General features: G+C 68.3%; 18 protein-coding genes. 13 read left to right on the top strand and 5 right to left on the bottom strand.

Annotated features, from left to right (window positions below):
* Nucleotides 1-97: 97 nt before the first annotated feature.
* Both OHA10_RS15130 and nhaA read right to left on the bottom strand, forming a co-directional pair.
* Complete coding sequence (locus OHA10_RS15130) at nt 98-535, bottom strand: rhodanese-like domain-containing protein (RefSeq protein WP_371406831.1); 438 nt, start codon at nt 533-535, stop codon at nt 98-100.
* A gap of 64 nt (nt 536-599) precedes the next feature.
* Nucleotides 600-2486 (bottom strand): Na+/H+ antiporter NhaA, encoded by a 1887-nt coding sequence (gene nhaA / locus OHA10_RS15125; protein WP_371406830.1) that lies wholly within the window; start codon nt 2484-2486, stop codon nt 600-602.
* A 459-nt stretch (nt 2487-2945) separates the two neighbouring features.
* Between nhaA and OHA10_RS15120 the strand changes: the two genes are divergently transcribed.
* From OHA10_RS15120 to OHA10_RS15110, 3 genes are all read left to right on the top strand, one after another.
* Nucleotides 2946-3644: a GAF and ANTAR domain-containing protein gene (locus OHA10_RS15120; protein WP_371406829.1), complete on the top strand. Its 699-nt coding sequence runs from the start codon at nt 2946-2948 to the stop codon at nt 3642-3644.
* A 248-nt stretch (nt 3645-3892) separates the two neighbouring features.
* Entirely contained in the window at nt 3893-5038 is a 1146-nt protein-coding gene (locus OHA10_RS15115) for an ROK family protein (RefSeq protein WP_371406828.1), read from the top strand.
* Nucleotides 5039-5074: 36 nt separating this feature from the next.
* On the top strand, nt 5075-5725 hold the full coding sequence (locus tag OHA10_RS15110) for a GNAT family N-acetyltransferase (RefSeq protein ID WP_371406827.1): 651 nt from the start codon (nt 5075-5077) through the stop codon (nt 5723-5725).
* On the opposite strand, the gene OHA10_RS15105 is transcribed toward OHA10_RS15110, so the two are convergent.
* Entirely contained in the window at nt 5669-6205 is a 537-nt protein-coding gene (locus OHA10_RS15105; protein WP_371406826.1) for a CGNR zinc finger domain-containing protein, read from the bottom strand. The genes OHA10_RS15110 and OHA10_RS15105 overlap by 57 nt on opposite strands.
* Before the next feature lie 138 nt (nt 6206-6343).
* On the opposite strand from OHA10_RS15105, the gene alr reads away from it, so the two are divergent.
* From alr to OHA10_RS15060, 9 genes are all read left to right on the top strand, one after another.
* Nucleotides 6344-7480 (top strand): alanine racemase, encoded by a 1137-nt coding sequence (gene alr, locus OHA10_RS15100; protein WP_371406825.1) that lies wholly within the window; start codon nt 6344-6346, stop codon nt 7478-7480.
* The gene (locus OHA10_RS15095; RefSeq protein WP_371406824.1) at nt 7477-8442 is read left to right on the top strand and encodes a D-alanine--D-alanine ligase; all 966 of its coding nucleotides are present in this window, start codon (nt 7477-7479) and stop codon (nt 8440-8442) included. Before alr ends, OHA10_RS15095 begins: the two co-directional genes overlap by 4 nt.
* On the top strand, nt 8439-9068 hold the full coding sequence (locus OHA10_RS15090) for a M15 family metallopeptidase (RefSeq protein WP_371406823.1): 630 nt from the start codon (nt 8439-8441) through the stop codon (nt 9066-9068). The genes OHA10_RS15095 and OHA10_RS15090 overlap by 4 nt, the downstream gene beginning before the upstream one ends.
* A 54-nt stretch (nt 9069-9122) precedes the next feature.
* Nucleotides 9123-9599, top strand: a complete 477-nt coding sequence (locus OHA10_RS15085) for an NAD(P)H-dependent oxidoreductase subunit E (protein ID WP_371406822.1) — start codon at nt 9123-9125, stop codon at nt 9597-9599.
* The gene (locus tag OHA10_RS15080) at nt 9596-11131 is read left to right on the top strand and encodes a formate dehydrogenase beta subunit (RefSeq protein ID WP_371406821.1); all 1536 of its coding nucleotides are present in this window, start codon (nt 9596-9598) and stop codon (nt 11129-11131) included. The genes OHA10_RS15085 and OHA10_RS15080 overlap by 4 nt, the downstream gene beginning before the upstream one ends.
* Entirely contained in the window at nt 11128-13950 is a 2823-nt protein-coding gene (gene fdhF, locus OHA10_RS15075; protein WP_371406820.1) for a formate dehydrogenase subunit alpha, read from the top strand. Before OHA10_RS15080 ends, fdhF begins: the two co-directional genes overlap by 4 nt.
* Nucleotides 13947-14168: a formate dehydrogenase subunit delta gene (locus tag OHA10_RS15070; protein ID WP_371406819.1), complete on the top strand. Its 222-nt coding sequence runs from the start codon at nt 13947-13949 to the stop codon at nt 14166-14168. The genes fdhF and OHA10_RS15070 overlap by 4 nt, the downstream gene beginning before the upstream one ends.
* A 68-nt stretch (nt 14169-14236) precedes the next feature.
* Nucleotides 14237-15472: a molybdopterin molybdotransferase MoeA gene (locus OHA10_RS15065; protein ID WP_371406818.1), complete on the top strand. Its 1236-nt coding sequence runs from the start codon at nt 14237-14239 to the stop codon at nt 15470-15472.
* Nucleotides 15473-15509: 37 nt separating this feature from the next.
* Nucleotides 15510-15998, top strand: coding sequence for an SRPBCC family protein (locus OHA10_RS15060; protein WP_371406817.1), 489 nt, complete (start codon nt 15510-15512; stop codon nt 15996-15998).
* On the opposite strand, the gene OHA10_RS15055 is transcribed toward OHA10_RS15060, so the two are convergent.
* Complete coding sequence (locus OHA10_RS15055) at nt 15982-16407, bottom strand: MerR family transcriptional regulator (protein WP_137252336.1); 426 nt, start codon at nt 16405-16407, stop codon at nt 15982-15984. The two genes, OHA10_RS15060 and OHA10_RS15055, sit on opposite strands and share 17 nt — an antisense overlap.
* A 27-nt stretch (nt 16408-16434) precedes the next feature.
* Nucleotides 16435-17469, bottom strand: coding sequence for an aminotransferase class V-fold PLP-dependent enzyme (locus OHA10_RS15050; protein ID WP_371406816.1), 1035 nt, complete (start codon nt 17467-17469; stop codon nt 16435-16437).
* 89 nt (nt 17470-17558) lie between these two features.
* Between OHA10_RS15050 and OHA10_RS15045 the strand changes: the two genes are divergently transcribed.
* The gene (locus OHA10_RS15045; protein ID WP_371406815.1) at nt 17559-18596 is read left to right on the top strand and encodes an aldo/keto reductase; all 1038 of its coding nucleotides are present in this window, start codon (nt 17559-17561) and stop codon (nt 18594-18596) included.
* The last annotated feature ends 26 nt before the right edge of the window (nt 18597-18622 follow it).

Below are 18622 nucleotides of genomic sequence, written 5' to 3'. Positions count from 1 at the left end.
CTCCTCGCGTTGGTCCACTACGAGGGTAACGTACGGAGAGTCAGCGTTTCACCACGCCGAGTTCGATCTGTGTAAAACCTCAACGCTCACAGGGCTTTCAGCATGCGCACGCCACCCCGCGCGGCGCGGTGAGCGGGTCCGGCAGTCGGCGATCGATGCCGTCGGCGGTCTCCACCGGCAGCCCCTCACGGGTCCAGTACTCGAACCCGCCGATCATCTCCTTGACCGGATACCCGAGCTTCGCGAACTCCAGCGCCGCACGGGTCGCACCGTTGCATCCCGGCCCCCAGCAGTACGTCACCACCTTCACACCTTCAGGTACGACGGACGCCGCACGAGCCGCGATCTCCCGCGTCGGCAGGTGCACCGCACCGGGGACGTGCCCCTGGTCCCAGCTCTCCTGACTGCGGCTGTCGATCAGCACCCAGCCCGTCACCCCGCCGCCGATGTCCGAGGCGACATCCGACACGTCTGTCTCATATGCCAGCCGCTCGGCGAAGTGCGCGACGGCGGCCTGGTCGATCTGTTTGGTCATGCAGCCAGGGTCAGCCATCCGCCGCACGGCGAACAGTGGCAGAAATGCCCTAGTGCATCAAGATTCAGCCATGACGCTGGGTGATCTTGGCCCGCGCCCGCGCCACCTTGATCGCGGCCTTCAACGACTCCACGTCGTACGCGCCGTAGTGCCGCTGACCGTTGACGAAGAACGTCGGCGTACCCGACACACCGCTCGTGTCGGCGGACTCCACATCCTGCGCGACCCGGGCCGCGGCCACGTGCCGCTTCACCTCGTCGTGCAGCTTGTCCACGTCCAGGCCCAACTGACGTGCGTACCCCATCAGGTCGGCCGGCTGCAGGTTGTCCTGATTCGCCAGCAGCAGGTCGTGCATCTCCCAGAACGCGCCCTGCGCGGCCGCCGCCTCCGCCACCTCGGCAGCGATCTGGGCGCGCGGGTGTACGTCGGACAGCGGCAGGTGCCGCCAGACGAAGCGCAGATCGTCGTCCTGCAGCACGTTCCGCACGATCGGCTCGGCCCGACCGCAGTACGGGCACTCGAAGTCGCCGTACTCGACCAGCGTCACCGATGCGTTCTCCGGACCGCGGATGTGGTCACGCTCCGGATCGACCGGATCGGTCAGGTCCTGCAGTTGCTCCGCGTCGCCGAGTAGCGCGAACGCCTTCTTCGGCGGGGAGAGCAGCTTCGCCACGCGGAACACCACCCAGGTGATCCCCGACGCGATGATCACCGCCGACAGCAGGCCGACCTTGGCCTCGGCCAACTGCGGGCCGTCGAACGCGATCGTTGCGATCAGCAAGGAGACAGTGAACCCGATCCCGGCGATCGTCCCGCTGCCGAGCACCGCGGCCCAACCGACGCCGGCCCGGATCCGGCCGCGGCTGAGACGCTCCAGCAACCAGGACACCGTCGTCACCGCGACCGGCTTGCCGATCACGTACCCGAGCAGGATGCCGAGCGTGATCGGCGAGGTGAACGCGCGCCCGAGGAACGCCATGTCGATCGTCACGCCCGCGTTCGCGAGGCCGAAGAGCGGGACGATCAGGTAGCTGGTCCACGGGTGGTAGAGGTACTGAAGGCGCTCGTTCGGCGAGATCGTCGTGGTCAGGCCGACGGTCGCGGAGCGTGCCAGCTCGGGCGTCGGCTGCTCGCGGAACAGGCGGAACAGGCCGGTCGCCTCCTCGAGTTCCTCTCTTCCCGGCGAGTACGCCGGCGCGGTCAGACCGATCGCCAGCCCGGCGACGACCGGGTCGACACCGGACTTCAGCAGCGCGGCCCACATGGCGACTCCGAGTACGGCGTACACCCAGGCCTTGCGGACATGGAACAGCGAGAGCACCAGCACGATCGCGAACGCGATGATCGCCAGGACGAGCGGCATCAGCTGGATGTTCTCGCTGTAGACGACCGCGATGACGACCAGCGCGAGCAGGTCGTCGACCACGAAGACGGTCAGCAGGAACACCCGCACCCGGTCCGGTACGCCGCGACCGACCAGCGCGAGCAGACCGAGCGCGAGCGCGGTGTCGGTCGACATCGCGACACCCCACCCGTGCGACCCCGGTCCGCCGGCGTTGAACGCGAGATAGATCAGCACCGGCGCGACCATGCCGGCGATACCCGCCAGCATCGGCAGGATGAACCGCGTGCGATCCCGGAGGTCCCCGAGGTCGAACTCGCGCCGCGCCTCCAGGCCGACCACCAGGAAGAACAGCGTCATCAGACCGCTGTTGATCCACTCCCGCAGATCCAGGCTGAGTACGCCGTCCCCGAGCCCGATCGTGAGGTGGGTACGCCAGAGGTCCTCGTACATGCTCGGGAAGAGGTTCGCCCAGATCAGCGCAAGCGCGATCGCCGCCGCCAGTACCCCCGAACTCCCCGCCTCGGTCCGCAGAAAGGACCGCATCGGCGCGGCAACCTCCCGCCGCCAACTGGTCCGTCCACTGAACAGACCACTCAAGTCCGCCACACGGCAAACTGTAACCAGCTTCTGGCTGTGGATGGGGCTGGAGTGCGATCAGCCCATCGCGGGGCTACGCGCCGCACCCACCCACCCCGCGCTGGGAGTCCGTCCCGTGGTGGACACAGGTCTGGTGGTGAGGAAGAGGAAGCGGGATGTACCGAAGGGCGGGTAGTGGTCGGGTGGACGCTACGCGTCGGAGCGTGGCCGAGACCGCGAGCATGCCGCGTCGTCAGTACACCACCCGTTCGCCGGTACAGGCGGGACGCATCGCTCTCCTCCGACCCAACCTGTTCCTCTGCGGGGGCCTTCGCAGTACTGCGGGTGGTCCCCACGATCGGGGTGGGATGGAGGCATGGTCTCGGTTCGGTGGACTGGCTAACACTCCGGGGGCGTTGGGCTGCATGATTGCCGTGCCTTGTTGCACGACCATGCCCTGGAGTTGCACGACCATGCCCTGGAGCCCCTGTGACCGAGCCTGACCTCGCTACGTCGGCGGATACGTTTGCCCGGCTGGCGATCGAGTTGCATGATGCGGATGGTGTCGAGGAGACGATCGATGCTGTTGTGCAGTTCGCTCTGCAGGCACTGAGCTGTACGTACGCCGGCGTGGCCCTCTACACACGTGGTTCGCGGGCCGAGATTGCCGCTGTCACGGACCCGGTCGTCGCCGATGTGTACGACCTGCAGATCAGGACCGAGAACGGTCCGCTGGTCACCGCGCTCAACGACCGCACGTCGATCCTCATCCGGGACACGACCACCGACGAGCGTTGGCCCGAGTGGGCGGCGAAGGTTGCGGCGCTCGGCGTACGCAGCGTTCTCGACGTACCGCTTGCGACTGGTGACGCTACGCGACAGACCGTCGGTGTGCTGGGGTTGTACAGCCCGCTTCCCGACGCGTTCAGCGAGGACGACGAGGCGATCGCGCACATTCTCGCGCGGCATGCGTCCGTGGCGGTGGCGTCCGCGCGGCACGAGGAGACGATGGCGCAGGCGGTCGACGCGCGGAAGCTGGTCGGGCAGGCGATGGGCATCCTGATGGAGCGCTTCGACGTCGACGCCGACCGTGCGTTCGCGATCCTCAAGCGCTATTCGCAGGACACCAACACCAAGCTCCGCGATGTCGCGCAGCACCTGATCGACACCCGGAGACTCCCGCACTGACCGGCCGGCGATTCTGACACCGTTGTCCAGGCAACACCCAACGGAATCCGTTGCATACTTCGATGAGAGTTGGGTACTGCGCCTCCACGGTGTTCACTCGATTCGAGGGATAGTGGACATCTGACTGTCATTGAGTGAGCTTGACGCCGGGATTTGTGCGGCCAGAACCGCGGACCGGGTCACGTCCCGGCGTCCTCACACCTCGCGCCACCAGCTTGTGCGGCTGATCCTCCGGTTACCCTGACGCAGTGGGTGCCTGGCAGCCGTTGTCCGGCCCGTCACGGCAGGTCGCGTTGGAGATCCTGCTGGACGGGCCGTTGTCGCGCGCTGAGCTGTCCCGTCGTGTCGGCCTGTCCCCCGGCAGCCTGACGCGCCTGACGAAGCCGATGGTCGAGTCCGGCCTGCTCGTCGAGGTCGAGGGCGGCCCGACGGACGCGAGGGTCGGCCGCCCGTCGCAACCGCTCGACCTGGACGCCACCGCGCACCACTTCGTCGGTATCAAGCTCACCGGCGACTCGGCGATCGGCGTACTGACGACTCTGCGAGCGGACGTGATCGCCGGCGTCGAGCGTCCGCTCACCGACCCGACCCCGTCCGTGGTGGCCGATCTCGTCCTCGAGATCCTCGACGAGCTGGCGGTCCAGGTGCCGGGCGGTACTGCGATCACCGGGCTCGGCGTCTCGCTCGGCGGTCGCGTCGCGGACGGGTCCGAGGTCCGCTGGGGCCCGTACCTCAACTGGGTCGACGTACCGTTCGGCGAGATCCTCGCCGCGCACACGAGCGTCCCGGTCGTGGTCGCGAACGACCTGACCTCGCTGACCGAGGCCACGCACTGGTTCGGCGCCGGCCGCAACTCCGACCGCTTCGTACTGGTCACGATCGGCGCCGGCGTCGGGTACGGGCTCGTCATCCACAACCAGGTCGTCGACAGCCCCGACGTGACGATCGGCCTGATCGGCCACCACCCGCTCCTCCCCGACGGCCCCACCTGCGACCGCGGTCACCGTGGCTGCGCGCTCAGCCTGCTGACCGTCGGCGCGATCACCGACCAGGTCGGTACGGCGATCGGCCGGCCGGTCGGGTACGACGAGGCGCTCGATCTCGCCGCGAAAGGTGATCCCGCCGCGCGCGAGGTGATCGACCGGGCCGGTCGCGCGCTCGGCAAGCTGATCGCGGCCGCAGCCAACTTCACCATGCCCGAGCTCGTCGTCCTCGGCGGCGAGGGCGTCCGGCTGGCCGAGGTCGCGCACGACGACCTGCTGGCCGCCCTGCACGCCGACCGGCATCCGTCCGCCGCGGAACTGCCGATGGTCCTGCAGCCGGCCGATTTCAGCGAATGGGCCCGCGGCGCCGCGGTCGTCGCGATCCAGACGTTCGTTCTCGGAACGACGTAACTGACTAATCTGCAATAAACAGTTACACTCGCGGTCATGGACATCGTGAGGCGATGGTTGGAGGGCTGGCGGCTGTGCCGCGGGCTGGAGCCGGTGATCGAGTACGACGACGCCTATGCCGCCGTACTGCGCTTGCCGGGTCGCGAGCGGGAGTTGTTCGCGCGCAGCGATGACGCGGCGACCGTGGACCGGCTTGCCGCCGGGCTGGCTGCGGATACGTGGCTGACTGTTACCACACAAACCGGTAACGAGATCGCGCGTCGGCTCACGGCCGTCGGTGCGCGGCCGTTCGAGGAGCAGAAGACGCTGATGTCGATCAACCTGAACGAGCATCCACTGGCGACTGCGGAGCTCGAGTCAAACGGCCCACTCGACTATGCGCGAGTCCTGATCGACGGCACGGTCGCGGCGCACGGCATGGTCGCGATCGTCGGTGACGATGCCGTGATGCACGACATCCAGACCGATCCGGCGTACCGGCGGCGCGGGCTCGGCAGCGTCGTCATGGGGGCGTTGAGCCGGCGAGCGCTCGAGCGCGGTGCGAGCAAGGGTTTGCTGATGGCCACCACTGACGGGGTCCACCTCTACCGGAGACTCGGCTGGTTGCCCGAAGCAACCATGGTGACGGCGTCAGGAGACGCGCGCGCGGTGAGCGGCGACCTTGGTGCGGTTCTGACAGGCCGTTGAGCAGAACCGCTGCGTGCGGTTGCGGGTCGAGTCGAGGAACACGTCTTCGCACCGGGTCGCCTCGCAGCGGCGCAGGCGCTCGACCTCGTCGCTGCCGAGGAGCATCGCGACGGCCGTAGCCAGCTCGGCCAGCCAGCCGGCGGCTTCGTCGGGGCTGCCGAAATGGAGGTGCCAGGGCGCGCCGTCACGTCGGACGAGCTGCGGGGCTGCTTTGGTCGACCGGAGGAGCCCGTTCACCAGGTCGACGGCGCCGTCGACCTCCGGCAGGCGGCGCAGAGCGTCGTACAAGATCTTGGCGCCGGCCTCGTAGTCGGCGATCTCGATCTCGGGGACGCGGTTGGTCGTCAGCCGGAGCGCCGCGCGGACGGCGTCGGCGTCGGGAGTCGCCGCCGGGCGGCCCTGGCGCGGGTCGGATCCGAAGGTGTTCGCCAGCGCGATCGCCGCGGACAGCGACGCCTTCAGGTGATCGGTGGCCTCCACCCCTCCAGTATCCCTGGTGACCCTCGGTAGTTCATTCATGTGGATGAGGTGGGTCATACCAGGGTCGTAGGCAGCGGTCGCACACATCCGTCCGCGATCCGATGAAGCGGATCGTTGCCGGAAACAACAATGACTGGCATGTACCTGGTTCAGTCCCGCCACCGCCCGGCGACACGTGGGATCACCGGTTTGTCGGAAGCCGTCGTCGACCTGTCCGCCATCCGCGACAACGTCCGGACCCTCCGGCGGCGCGTACCCCAGGACGTCCTGGCCGTGGTCAAGGCCGACGCCTTCGGGCACGGCGCCGTACCGGTCGCCCGGGCGGCGGTCGAGGCCGGGGCGACCTGGCTCGGCGTCGCGCGCGCCGACGAAGCGTTGCAGCTGCGCGCGGCCGGCCTGACCGTACCGATCCTGACCTGGCTGTACGACGCCGCGGAACTGATGCTGCTCGGCGATATGGACGTGGACGTCAGCGTCTCGACCGTCGCCGATCTTCAGCGAGTCGTCTCTATCCCGAACGTCCACTACGTGCACCTCAAGCTGGACACCGGTCTGCACCGGGCCGGCAGTGCGCCTGACCAGTGGATCGAACTCACCCGAACGGCGGCGCACTACGAGGCGCTCGGCGCCGTCACGGTCCGCGGGATCTGGTCGCATCTCTCGCACGGCGACTCCGCCGACGCCGTGCAGAGCATGCGGCAGTTGCAGGTCCTGCGGACCGGGGTGGGTCTCGCTCGACGCGCCGGGCTGCGGCCCAGCGTCGTCCACCTGGCCAACTCGGCCGGGGCGGTCACGCTCGACGCGCCGGACTGCAGCCTGGTCCGGATCGGCGCGGGTCTGTACGGGATCGACGAGATGGCTCTCGGGCTGCGACCCGCGATGCGGCTGATGAGCAAGTTGGCTCAGGTACGCCGGATTCGTGCGGGTGAAGGGGTTTCGTACGGGCATGACTTCGTGACGGATCGGGACACCACGATCGGCCTGGTCCCGATCGGGTACGCCGACGGGATCCCGCGGGTCGCCGTACGGCAGGCAAGCGTGTGGTGCCACGGCGTACGGATGCCGGTGATCGGGCGGATCGCCATGGATCAGTTCGTCATAGACGCCGGTGACATCGCGGTCGAACCAGGTGAACCGGTGACGATCTTCGGCGACGGATCGTCCGGTGAACCGACCGCGTCGGATTGGGCGGATTGGGCGGGCACGATCCCGCACGAGATCTACTGCGGCATCGGGTCCCGGGTGCCTCGTCGCTACCAGGAGGGCAATCGATGAAGGTCGCAGTGGTGATGGGCGGGGCGAGTCCGGAGCATCAGGTTTCGCTTGCCAGCGGCAAGGGGATCGTGAAGGCGGTCGAGCTTCTCGGTCACATGGCGATCCCGCTCGTGATCGATGCTGAGGGCAACTGGGTCGACGGGCAGCACGAGGCGATCGAGATCCTGCAGGCGTGCGACGTGACCATCCCGGCGTTGCACGGCGAAGGCGGGGAGGACGGTCGATTGCAGGGATTCCTCGAGCAGCTTCACGTTCCGTACGTCGGCAGCGGTATCGCGGCCAGCGCTGTCGGGCTGGACAAGCACCTGACCAAGGCGGTCCTGCGAGCACACGGTATTCCGGTCACGCCGGGTGTCACGCTGCGCGGGCCCGAGCTGACCGACACCGAAGCCGGTCTGCAGAAACTGAAGGCGGCCGGGCTCGACTACCCGCTGTTCGTGAAGCCGGGCAACGGCGGCTCGAGTTTCGGGGTGTCCAGGGCAACGAATCTCCCGACGCTGCTGGCTGCGATCGCGGACGCCGCCGCAATCGATCCACATGTACTGGTCGAGCGGGAGATGGTCGGGCGCGAGATCGACCTGGCGGTGCTGGAGTTCCCGGACGGGCGGATCGATACGGCGCCGGCGTTGGAGATCCACGCCGATCCGAGTCAGCCGTTCTTCGACGCGACCGCGAAGTACGACAGCGCCGCGACGCGGTTCGTGGTACCGGCGCCGCTTGATACCGAGCTGGCCGAGCGGTTGCGGCGTACGGCGATCGACGTCTTCGAGGTGCTCGGGTGTGCGGGGCTTGCCCGGGTCGACTTCTTCGTGCCGAGTGATGGAGAGCCGGTGGTCAACGAGATCAACACGTTCCCCGGGTTCACGCCGGCGTCGCAGTTTCCGCGGATGTGGGCCGCGGCGGGGGTGTCGTACGCCGAGGTGGTCGACACGCTGATCCGTACGGCGGTGGCGCGCGGATGACCGTATTGCTGAGCGACGGCCGGATCACCAGCATCCCGGCGATCGAGAACGGCGAACCGCTCGTCGACCTGTTCAGCCGCGACGTGGCGACAACCGGCCGCCAGTTCGCCCGGGAGACGGTGGCCGACCGGCTCGCTCTGGCCGATACATTCCTGCCGGCGGGGATTCGGCTGCATGTCGTCGAGGGATTGCGCCCGATCGAGAGCCAACAGCAGATCTACGACAGCTATCGCGTCGAGCTCCAGCGCCTACACCCCGGCATTTCCGACCACGACGTCCACGTGCTGGCCAGCCGGTTCGTGTCACCCGTCGAGGTGGCGCCGCACGTCGCCGGCGCAGCAGTCGATCTAACCCTGGTGGGCGCCCACGGCCCCCTCGACCTGGGCACCCCGATCGACGCCACCCCCGAACAGAGCAACGGCGCCTGCTTCTTCGCCGCCACGAACATCATCCGCGAAGCCCGCACAAACCGCGCCCTCCTGGCCGACGTCCTTACCGCCGCCGGCCTCGTCAACTACCCCACCGAGTGGTGGCACTGGTCCTACGGCGACCGCTACTGGGCCTACGTCGAAGAACATCCGGCCGCGCTCTACGGACCGGCGGCGGTGATAGCCGGCAGCTATTAGCTCATAGGCAGCATTGCTTTGACCGCGGGGGCGTGGCGACGGAATGTTGTATACATGACTAGTGGGGTCGTGGTTGACGTTCGGGCCGGGCGGGTGCGGGAGATTGCCTCGGGGTTGGGCGGGTTACGAGGGGCGTTGATTCCGATTCTGCATGCGGTGCAGGAGGAGTTCGGGTACGTCGATCAGCCGGATGTTGCGGTGATCGCGGATGTGCTGAATCTGTCCGTAGCCGAGGTGCATGGGGTCGTCACGTTCTACAAGGACTTTCGGCGTACGGCGGCTGGTCGGACGACTGTTGCGATCTGTCAGGCGGAGGCGTGCCGGGCTGTTGGTGCGGTGGCGTTGGGTGAGCACGCCAAGCGGACCACTGGGTGCGAGTTTGGTGAGACGTCGTACGACGGGCGGATCACGCTTGATGAAGTGTTCTGCTTCGGGAACTGTGCGCTGGGGCCTACGGTGCAAGTCGGCGGGAGGCTGCATGGGCGGGTCACGCCGGGCCGGCTGGATGCGCTGCTCGGGGAGGCGCGATGAGGGTGTTCGTGCCGCGGGACTCGGCTGCGCGATCGGTGCGAGCGGATGAGGTAGCTGAGCGGATCGCGGCTTGCGCTCAGGAGAGTGGGGGCGGGCAGGCGGTCGAGATTGTGCGCACGGGGTCGCGCGGGATGTTGTGGCTGGAGCCGTTGGTCGAGGTGGAGACGGCTGCGGGGCGGATCGGGTACGGGCCGATCAACCCCGAGGACGTCGACGGGTTGATCGCAGCGGGGATGCTCGACGGACGTGGGAAATCGTTGGGATTGGTGGAAGAACTGCCGTGGATGAAGCGGCAGGAGCGGTTGACGTTCGCCCGGGTCGGAGTGATCGATCCGTTGTCGGCCGAGGACTACGAAGCTCACGACGGGATGAGCGGGCTGCGCACAGCGCTCACCATGACACCGGCCGAGGTGGTTGAGGCCGTCGTCGACTCGGGGCTGCGTGGGCGCGGCGGCGCGGGGTTCCCGACCGGGATCAAATGGCGGACGGTGCTCGGCGCCGAGGCGGATCTCAAGTTCGTGTGTTGTAACGCCGACGAAGGAGACTCCGGCACGTTCGCGGATCGGATGCTGATCGAGGGCGATCCGTTCACGTTGATCGAGGGGATGACGATCGCGGCGTACGCGGTCGGCGCGGCGGAAGGGTACGTGTATCTCCGCTCGGAGTATCCGGACGCCGTCGCAACGCTGAAGGACGCGATCGAGCTCGCGAGAACAAACCGCTGGTTGGGGCCGGACGTGCTCGGCTCAGGGTTCGGCTTCGACCTGCATGTCCGGGTCGGCGCGGGTGCGTACATCTGCGGCGAAGAGACCTCGATGCTCGAAAGTCTGGAAGGCAAACGCGGTATGGTCCGCGCCAAGCCCCCGATCCCTGCATTACAAGGGCTTTTCGGTCGGCCGACAATCGTCAACAACGTGTTGTCCTTGGCAACGGTCCCCACCATTCTCGCAAGCGGAGCCAAGGCGTACGCCGACTACGGCACCGGCCGATCGCGAGGTACGAGCGTCTTCCAGCTCGGCGGGAACGTCGCCCGCGGCGGGATCGTCGAGACCGCCTTCGGCATCACCCTCGGCGAACTCGTGAACGACCTCGGCGGCGGGACAGCCAGCGGACGCCCGACGAAAGCGGTCCAGGTCGGCGGCCCGCTCGGCGCCTATCTCCCGGTCGAGCAGTTCGGCCTGCCGATGGACTACGAGGCGTTCGCCGAAGCCGGGGCGATGGTCGGGCACGGCGGGATCGTGGTCTTCGACGACACCGTGGACATGGCGTCGATGGCCCGGTTCGCGTTCGAGTTCTGCGCGGCCGAGTCGTGCGGCAAGTGCACACCGTGCCGGGTCGGCGCGGTCCGCGGCGTCGAGACCATCGACCGGATCCTGACCGCCACCGCCGGCACCGACCGGGACAAGCACCTGGTCGTCCTCGAGGACCTGTGCGAACTGATGACCGACGGCTCGCTCTGCGCGATGGGCGGCCTCACCCCGATGCCGGTACGTAGTGCCGTCCGCCATTTCGGAGAGGACTTCAACGCATGACCTTGCTCAAAGAGCCTGACTTCGGTACGCCGGCCCGCCCCGGCGAGGCCACGGTCGCCCTGACCGTCGACGGGGTGGCCGTGACCGTCCCACCGGGTACGTCGGTGATGCGGGCGGCGAAGGAAGCCGGCGTCGACGTACCGAAGCTGTGCGCGACCGACAACCTCGAGGCATTCGGGTCATGCCGCCTGTGCGTGGTCGAGATCGACGGCGTCAAAGGCACTCCGGCCTCGTGTACGACGCCGGTCCGCGACGGCATGAACGTCCGCACCCAGAACGAGCGACTCGGCAAACTGCGTCGCGGCGTGATGGAGCTGTACATCTCCGACCATCCGCTCGACTGCCTGACCTGTTCGGCCAACGGCGACTGCGAACTGCAGGACATGGCCGGCGTCACCGGCCTGCGCGAGGTCCGCTACGGATCCGGCGTCGAGGCCGGCGCCAACCACATGGATCTCCCCACCGACACCTCCAACCCCTACTTCGACTTCGAGGCGTCCAAGTGCATCGCCTGTTCCCGGTGCGTTCGCGCCTGCGACGAAGTACAAGGAACTCTGGCTCTGACGATCGAAGGGCGTGGGTTTGATTCCAAGGTCGCAGCCGGCGCCGGGGTGCCGTTCTTCGAGTCGGACTGTGTGTCGTGCGGCGCGTGTGTGCAGGCGTGCCCGACCGCGACGCTGCAGGAGAAGTCGGTCGTCGAGCTCGGGATGCCGACGCGGACCGTCCTGACGACCTGCGCGTACTGCGGAGTCGGGTGCTCGTTCAAGGCCGAGCTCCGCGGCGATGAGCTGGTCCGGATGGTCCCGTACAAGAACGGCGGCGCGAACGAGGGCCACTCGTGCGTGAAGGGACGATTCGCCTTCGGGTACGCGAGTCACCCGGATCGCGTCCTCGAGCCGATGGTCCGCGACACGATCGCCGACGAATGGCGGACCGTCTCCTGGGACGAGGCGATCACGTTCACCGCACGCCGGCTGCGCGAGATCCAAGCAACCCACGGCCAAGGATCGATCGGCGCGATCACGTCGTCGCGGACGACCAACGAAGAGGTGTACGCCGTCCAGAAGATGGTGCGAGCCGTCTTCGGCAACAACAACGTCGACACGTGCGCGCGCGTCTGCCACTCGCCGACCGGGTACGGGCTGAAGCAGACCTTCGGTGAGTCCGCCGGCACGCAGGACTTCCGGTCGGTCGACGAGTCCGACGTGATCCTGGTGATCGGGTCGAACCCGACCGACGCGCACCCGGTGTTCGGATCGCGGATGAAGCAGCGGATCCGGCAGGGCGCGAAGCTGATCGTGATCGATCCCCGCCGGATCGACCTGGTCCGGACGCCGCACGTGGAGGCCGCGCATCACCTGGAGCTCAGGCCGGGGACGAACGTCGCGATCATCAACGCGCTGGCCCATGTCGTCGTCACCGAGGGTCTCGTCGATCGGGACTTCGTGGCCCGAAGGTGCGAGGACTTCGAGACGTGGGAGGCGTTCATCGCGCAGCCCGAGCACAGCCCCGAGGCGGTCGCCGACATCTGCGGCGTACCGGCCGAGGAGATCCGGGCCGCCGCGAGGTTGTACGCGACCGGCGGGGACGCGGCGATCTACTACGGCCTCGGCGTCACCGAGCACAGCCAGGGCTCGACGATGGTGATGGGGATGGCCAACCTCGCGATGGCGACCGGCAACATCGGCCGCGCCGGTGTCGGCGTGAACCCGATGCGCGGGCAGAACAACGTGCAGGGTTCCTGCGACATGGGCTCGTTCCCGCACGAACTGCCCGGCTACCGGCACGTGTCGAACGAGGACGTCCGCGACATCTACGAGAAGCTGTGGGGTACGCCGATCCTCGACGAGCCGGGGCTGCGGATCCCGAACATGTTCGACGCGGCGATCGACGGATCGTTCAAGGCGCTGTTCGTACAGGGCGAGGACATCGCGCAGTCGGACCCGAACACGCAGCATGTCTTCGCGGCGCTGGGTGCCTTGGAGCTCCTGGTGGTGCAGGACCTGTTCGTCAACGAGACCGCTAAGTTCGCGCACGTTCTGTTGCCCGGGACCTCGTTCCTGGAGAAGGACGGGACGTTCACGAACGCCGAGCGGCGGATCAACCGGGTGCGGCCGATCATGGCGCCGCGGACCGGGAAGCAGGAGTGGGAGATCATCTGCGAGATCGCGCAGGCGATGGGGTACCCGATGCACTACGACTCGACCGCGCAGATCATGGACGAGATCGCGTTGACGACGCCGACGTTCATGGGCGTCTCGTTCGCGAAGCTGGACGAGCTCGGATCGATCCAGTGGCCGTGCAACGTCGAGCACCCGGCCGGGACGCCGATCATGCACGCGGACGAGTTCACCCGCGGCAAGGGACGGTTCATGGAGACCATGTACGTGCCGACGTCGGAGCGCTCGACCCGGAAGTTCCCGCTGATCCTGACGACGGGACGGATCCTGTCGCAGTACAACGTCGGCGCGCAGACCCGGCGTACGGCGAACGTCGCGTGGCATGCCGAGGACGTGCTGGAGATCCATCCCCACGACGCGGAGGTGCGTGGCGTCACGGACGGGGACCTGGTCGCGCTGTCGAGCCGGGTGGGGCGGACCGAGCTGCGGGCGAGGATCTCGGACCGGATCCCGGTGGGCGTCTGTTACACGACCTTCCACCACCCGGTCAGCGGCGCGAACGTCGTCACGACCGACAACTCGGACTGGGCCACGAACTGCCCCGAGTACAAGGTCACCGCGGTCCAGGTGGATCTGATCCCGGCCTCGGTCGTCGCGGACGCCGTACCCGAACCCGTTGTTGCAGGAGGCAACCGATGAGCGGCGGCGTGCCGCCGTACGTGCGGTTGGCGAACGAGATCGCGGCCCAGTTCGCCCACCGCCCTGCCGAGGACGCGGCGACCGTGATCGCCAACCACCTGAAGCTGACCTGGGACCCGCGGATGAAGCAGGCATTGATCAGGTACGCCGAGTCCGGCGCCACCGACCTCTCCCCCGCGGCGGCGTTGGCCGCACGCCACCTCCAAGGCGCTCTGTGACGTATCCCACCCGGTCCGGCGAGCGGGCTCCTTTCGACAACCGCGCACGGGTTGGAGAGGGTGGTCCTGTGGAGGACGGGCCTGGGAACGTGCTGTCCGGCGGCCGCGGTCTCCGGACGCGGCCCGATGCCGTGGCGTGGGACGCGGCCCGGGTGCTGGCGCACGCGGCAGCCCGTCCTGGCGCGGCGGTCTCGCGGCCGTTGGATGCTGCCGACGGGTGCGTTCTGGGTACGCCGTTGGTGTCGCCGGGCGCGGTGCCTCCCGTGGATCGGGCTGCGATGGACGGGTACGCCGTACGCGGTCCTGGTCCGTGGCGGGTGGACGGTCATGTGGTGGCCGGCGCTGCGGATCCGGGGACGTTGGTGGACGGGCAGGCGACGGGGATCGTCACGGGAGCGGCGCTACCGGCCGGCACGACTTCTGTGGTGCGCTACGAGGATGCCGTGGTGAACGGCGATCGGCTGGAGGGGCCCGCGGAGGACGGTCGTCACATCCGTCGAGCCGGTGAGGAGTGCAAGCCGGGCGAGCAGTTGTTGCCTGCCGGCGTGGTGGTCGACCCTGCGGTGCTCGGGCTGGCCGCGGCCGTAGGGCTCAACCGGTTGACTGTGATCCCGCGACCGACGGTCGCCGCGGTCGTGACGGGTGACGAACTGGTTCACCGCGGCCCGTCCGGACCAGGCCGCGTACGCGACGCGATCGGGCCCATGCTCCCGGGCCTGATCACCCGCGCAGGCGCGCAACTGGTCACGCACGGAGGCACGCCCCCGCGCTCAGTGCAGCATCTGCCGGACTCGTTGAGTGAGCTGACCAGGGCGCTCGGCGAGACAGAGGCTGACCTGATCCTGGTCTCGGGTTCGTCTGCGGCCGGACCGGCCGATCACCTTCGGCCCGCGCTCACCTCACTCGGGGCGGAGTTCGTCGTGGACGGCGTCGCCTGCCGCCCCGGCCATCCCCAGGCCCTGGCCCGGTTGACCGACGGACGGCTCGTGCTCGGGCTCCCCGGCAACCCGTTCGCCGCCCTCGTCGCGTTCCTGACGCTCGGCGTTGCGACCATCACCCGCATGCGCGGGCTCCGGCTCCCCGAGCTCACCCACATCGCCGTACCCGGCGGTGTCCCCTGCCATCCGACGAGCACCCGGCTCGTCCCGGTCCGGCTCACGGCACACGGCGCCGTACCGATCGGCCACGGCGGGTCCGCCATGCTCCGCGGGCCCGCTGCCGCCGACGCCCTGGCCGTGGTCGCCCCCGGTCCGGCCGAGGCGATCGCCGCCCGACTGCTCCCTCTCGATCCGGGAATCGCGTAAATGTCGAGGCCGCCGCGGGGCGTCCGACGTACCGGGCATGAATGACTACGGAGTGACCGGCTCGACCACCGGTGTCGAGGTACTGATCAAGCTGCCGATCCGCGACCTGTGGTCCGGCATCACCGCCATCGACCGGTACGGCGAGTGGAGCCCGGAGTGCTACTACGGCGCCTGGCTGGAGGAAGGGGCCCGGTTCGAGGCCCGCAATCGCTTCAAGGACGGGTTCGAGACCTACGTGACCTGCACAGTTACCGCTATGGATGCGCCGAACCGCTTCGGCTGGGACGTGTATGGCGGCGAGGAAGTGCCGTTCGCGCACTGGGAGTACGAATTGGAGGACCGCGGCGCGGAGACGCTCGTCCGCCAGACCTTCACCCACGGCCCCGGCAACAGCGGCATGCGGATGGGCGCGGTCGAGGATCCGGAGCGCGCCGCCGAGGCCATCCAGCGCCGGCTCGACCAACTGGCGGCGAACATGCGATCGACCCTCGCCGCCATGGAGTCAGCGCTCAGGACGCCTCACTAGCGCTGGACTGGGACGGACCCACCCAGAGGCACTCGGCGGTGCCGGCTTCCAGGTGCTCCTCGTAGACGCCGACCTTGTGGCTGATGACGTTCAGGCACTCGGTGAGGTCCTGGATCTGGGACGTGACGTGGTCCTGGTGGCTGCGGAGCAGGGCCAGCCGGTCCTGCTCGTTGCCCGGTCCTTGGCGGACCAGGTCGGTGTACTTGCGGATGGTGTCGAGCGGCATGCCGGACGAGCGGAACTTGATGCACATGTCCAGCCACTCGACATCGTCCTCGGTGTAGACCCGCCGGCCGTTCGACTCACGCCGTACCGGATCCGCGAGCAGACCCTCACGCTCGTAGAACCGGAGGGCGTGCACGCTCAGCCCGGTCCGCTCCGCCACCTGCCCGATACTCAATCCACGCATGGGGCACCCTAACTCCGGACCCAGTTCTCACAGCAGCGGTTTGAGCGCCTGCAGGGCCTGCTGTACGTCGTCGCGGGTCGAGTAGATGTGGAACGACGCGCGCAGTTTCCCGTCCCGTACGGCGGCCCGGATGCCCGCGGCCGCGAACGCCTCCTGCGCTCCCGGGAGGCTCGTGCTGACGATCGCGCTGTTCGACGGCTGCAGGCCGAGGCCGGCGCGGAACTCGTTCGCCAGGTCGAGGTTGTGGCGGTTGATCGTGTCCACGCCGATCTGCTCGATCAGCTCGAGCGCCGGTGCCGCGCCGACGAAACTGAACCAGGCCGGGGACTGGTCGAACCTGCGCGCGCCGGGATCGAGATCCATCACGGGCCCGTAGTACGAACCGTGGACGTCCCGCGCTGCGTACCAACCGGCGGCGGACGGGCGGCAGCGCTCCTGGAGACGTGCCGACAGGTAGCCGAGCGTCGCACCGCGTGGCGACATCAACCACTTGTAACTGTGCGCGATCAACGCATCGACACCCTCGGACGTGATCGGGTGCCAGCCCACCGCCTGGGTTGCATCGAGCACCAGCAGCGCGTCGATCTGCTTGCTGGCGGCAACTACGGCGGGCAGGTCGAGTACGACACCTGTCGACGACTGCACCGCCGACACCGCGACCAGATCGATCTCGGGCTTGATCGCCGCGAGCAGCTCGTCACCTGGTACGGCGATCACCTCGATGCCGCGGTCCGCGTGCACCTGCCACGGGAACACGTTCGAGGTGAACTCGACGTCGTCGGTCAGCACCTTCGCGCCGTCCGGCAGCGCCGCCGCGATCGGCACCATCGCAGCCGACACCGTGCTGCCGACGAACACGTCCGCGACGTCCGCGCCGATCAGCCGGGCGAACGACTCCCGGGCCCGCGTGGTCGACCTGTCCCACGGCTCCCAGCTCGTCCTGCCGACCCGCCAGTCCGCGAGCGCGGCCTGCAACGCCTCCCAGGCCGGTTTCGGCGGCAGCCCGTACGACGCGGTGTTCAACCAGCCCGGCTCCGGGTCCCACAGCCCCTCGATGTCCATGACGCCACCCTAGGTCGGGCTTGACCTAGACAGCGCTCTAGCTCTTAGCGTGCGAGACGTCACCGATCGGAACACGAGGAGTTGCTGTCATGCGCTACCGCACGCTGGGTGGGACCGGGATCGAGGTCAGTGAGTACTGTCTCGGGGCGATGATGTTCGGCGCCGCCGGGAACCCCGACCACGAGGACTGCATCCGGATCATCAACACGGCGCTCGACCGGGGGATCAACTTCGTCGACACCGCGGACATGTACTCCGCGGGCGAGTCCGAACAGATCGTCGGCAAGGCGATCAAGGCGCGCCGCGACGACGTCGTACTGGCCAGCAAGGTGCACTTCCCGTTCGGCGAGGGACGCAACCGGAGCGGCAACTCGCGGCGCTGGATCACCCGCGCGGTCGAGGACAGCCTGCGCCGGCTCGGCACCGACTGGATCGACCTGTACCAGATCCACCGGCCGGATCACACCACGGATATCGAGGAAACCCTGTGGGTGCTGAGCGATCTGGTCACCGCGGGGAAGATCCGCGCGTTCGGCTGCTCGGCGTTCCCGGCGGAGGACATCGTCGAGGCGTACCACGTCTCCGGGCAGCGCGGTTACGGACGGTTCCGGACCAACCAGCCGCCGTACTCGATGATTGCCCGCGGCATCGAGCGGTCGATCCTGCCGACCTGCCGGCGACTCGGGATGGGGGTGCTGACCTACAGCCCGCTCGCGTTCGGCTTCCTGTCCGGGAAGATCCGCAAGGACCAGCCGCTCGACCGGTCCGCCCGCGCGTCGCTCGCGCCCGCTCGTTTCGACCCGGCGCTGCCCGCGAACGCCGCGAAGTACGCCGCTCTCGAGCCACTGAGCGAAGTTGCCGACAGCATCGGCAGGACGTTGCCCGAACTCGCGATGGCCTTCGTCACCAGCCACCCCGCGGTCACGTCGGTGATCTCCGGCCCGCGCACGATGGAGCAACTCGAAGGCCTGCTCGGGGCCGCCGACCTGACCCTGGACGACAAGACCCTCGATCGGATCGACGAGATCGTCCCACCGGGCACCGACCTCTACACCGTGGACGGCGTCTGGCAGCCTCAGTCCCTCGTCGATCCCACTCAGCGTCGCCGGTCCCTCACCGACCGCTGAAGCCGTATCGTGGGTGGCAGTAACCA

It is taken from the genome of Kribbella sp. NBC_00662, assembly GCF_041430295.1.
In the GTDB taxonomy this organism is placed as follows: Bacteria; Actinomycetota; Actinomycetes; order Propionibacteriales; family Kribbellaceae; genus Kribbella.
The sequence above is the reverse complement of the archived record's forward strand: the minus strand, read 5'-3'. Positions and strand labels throughout refer to the sequence as shown.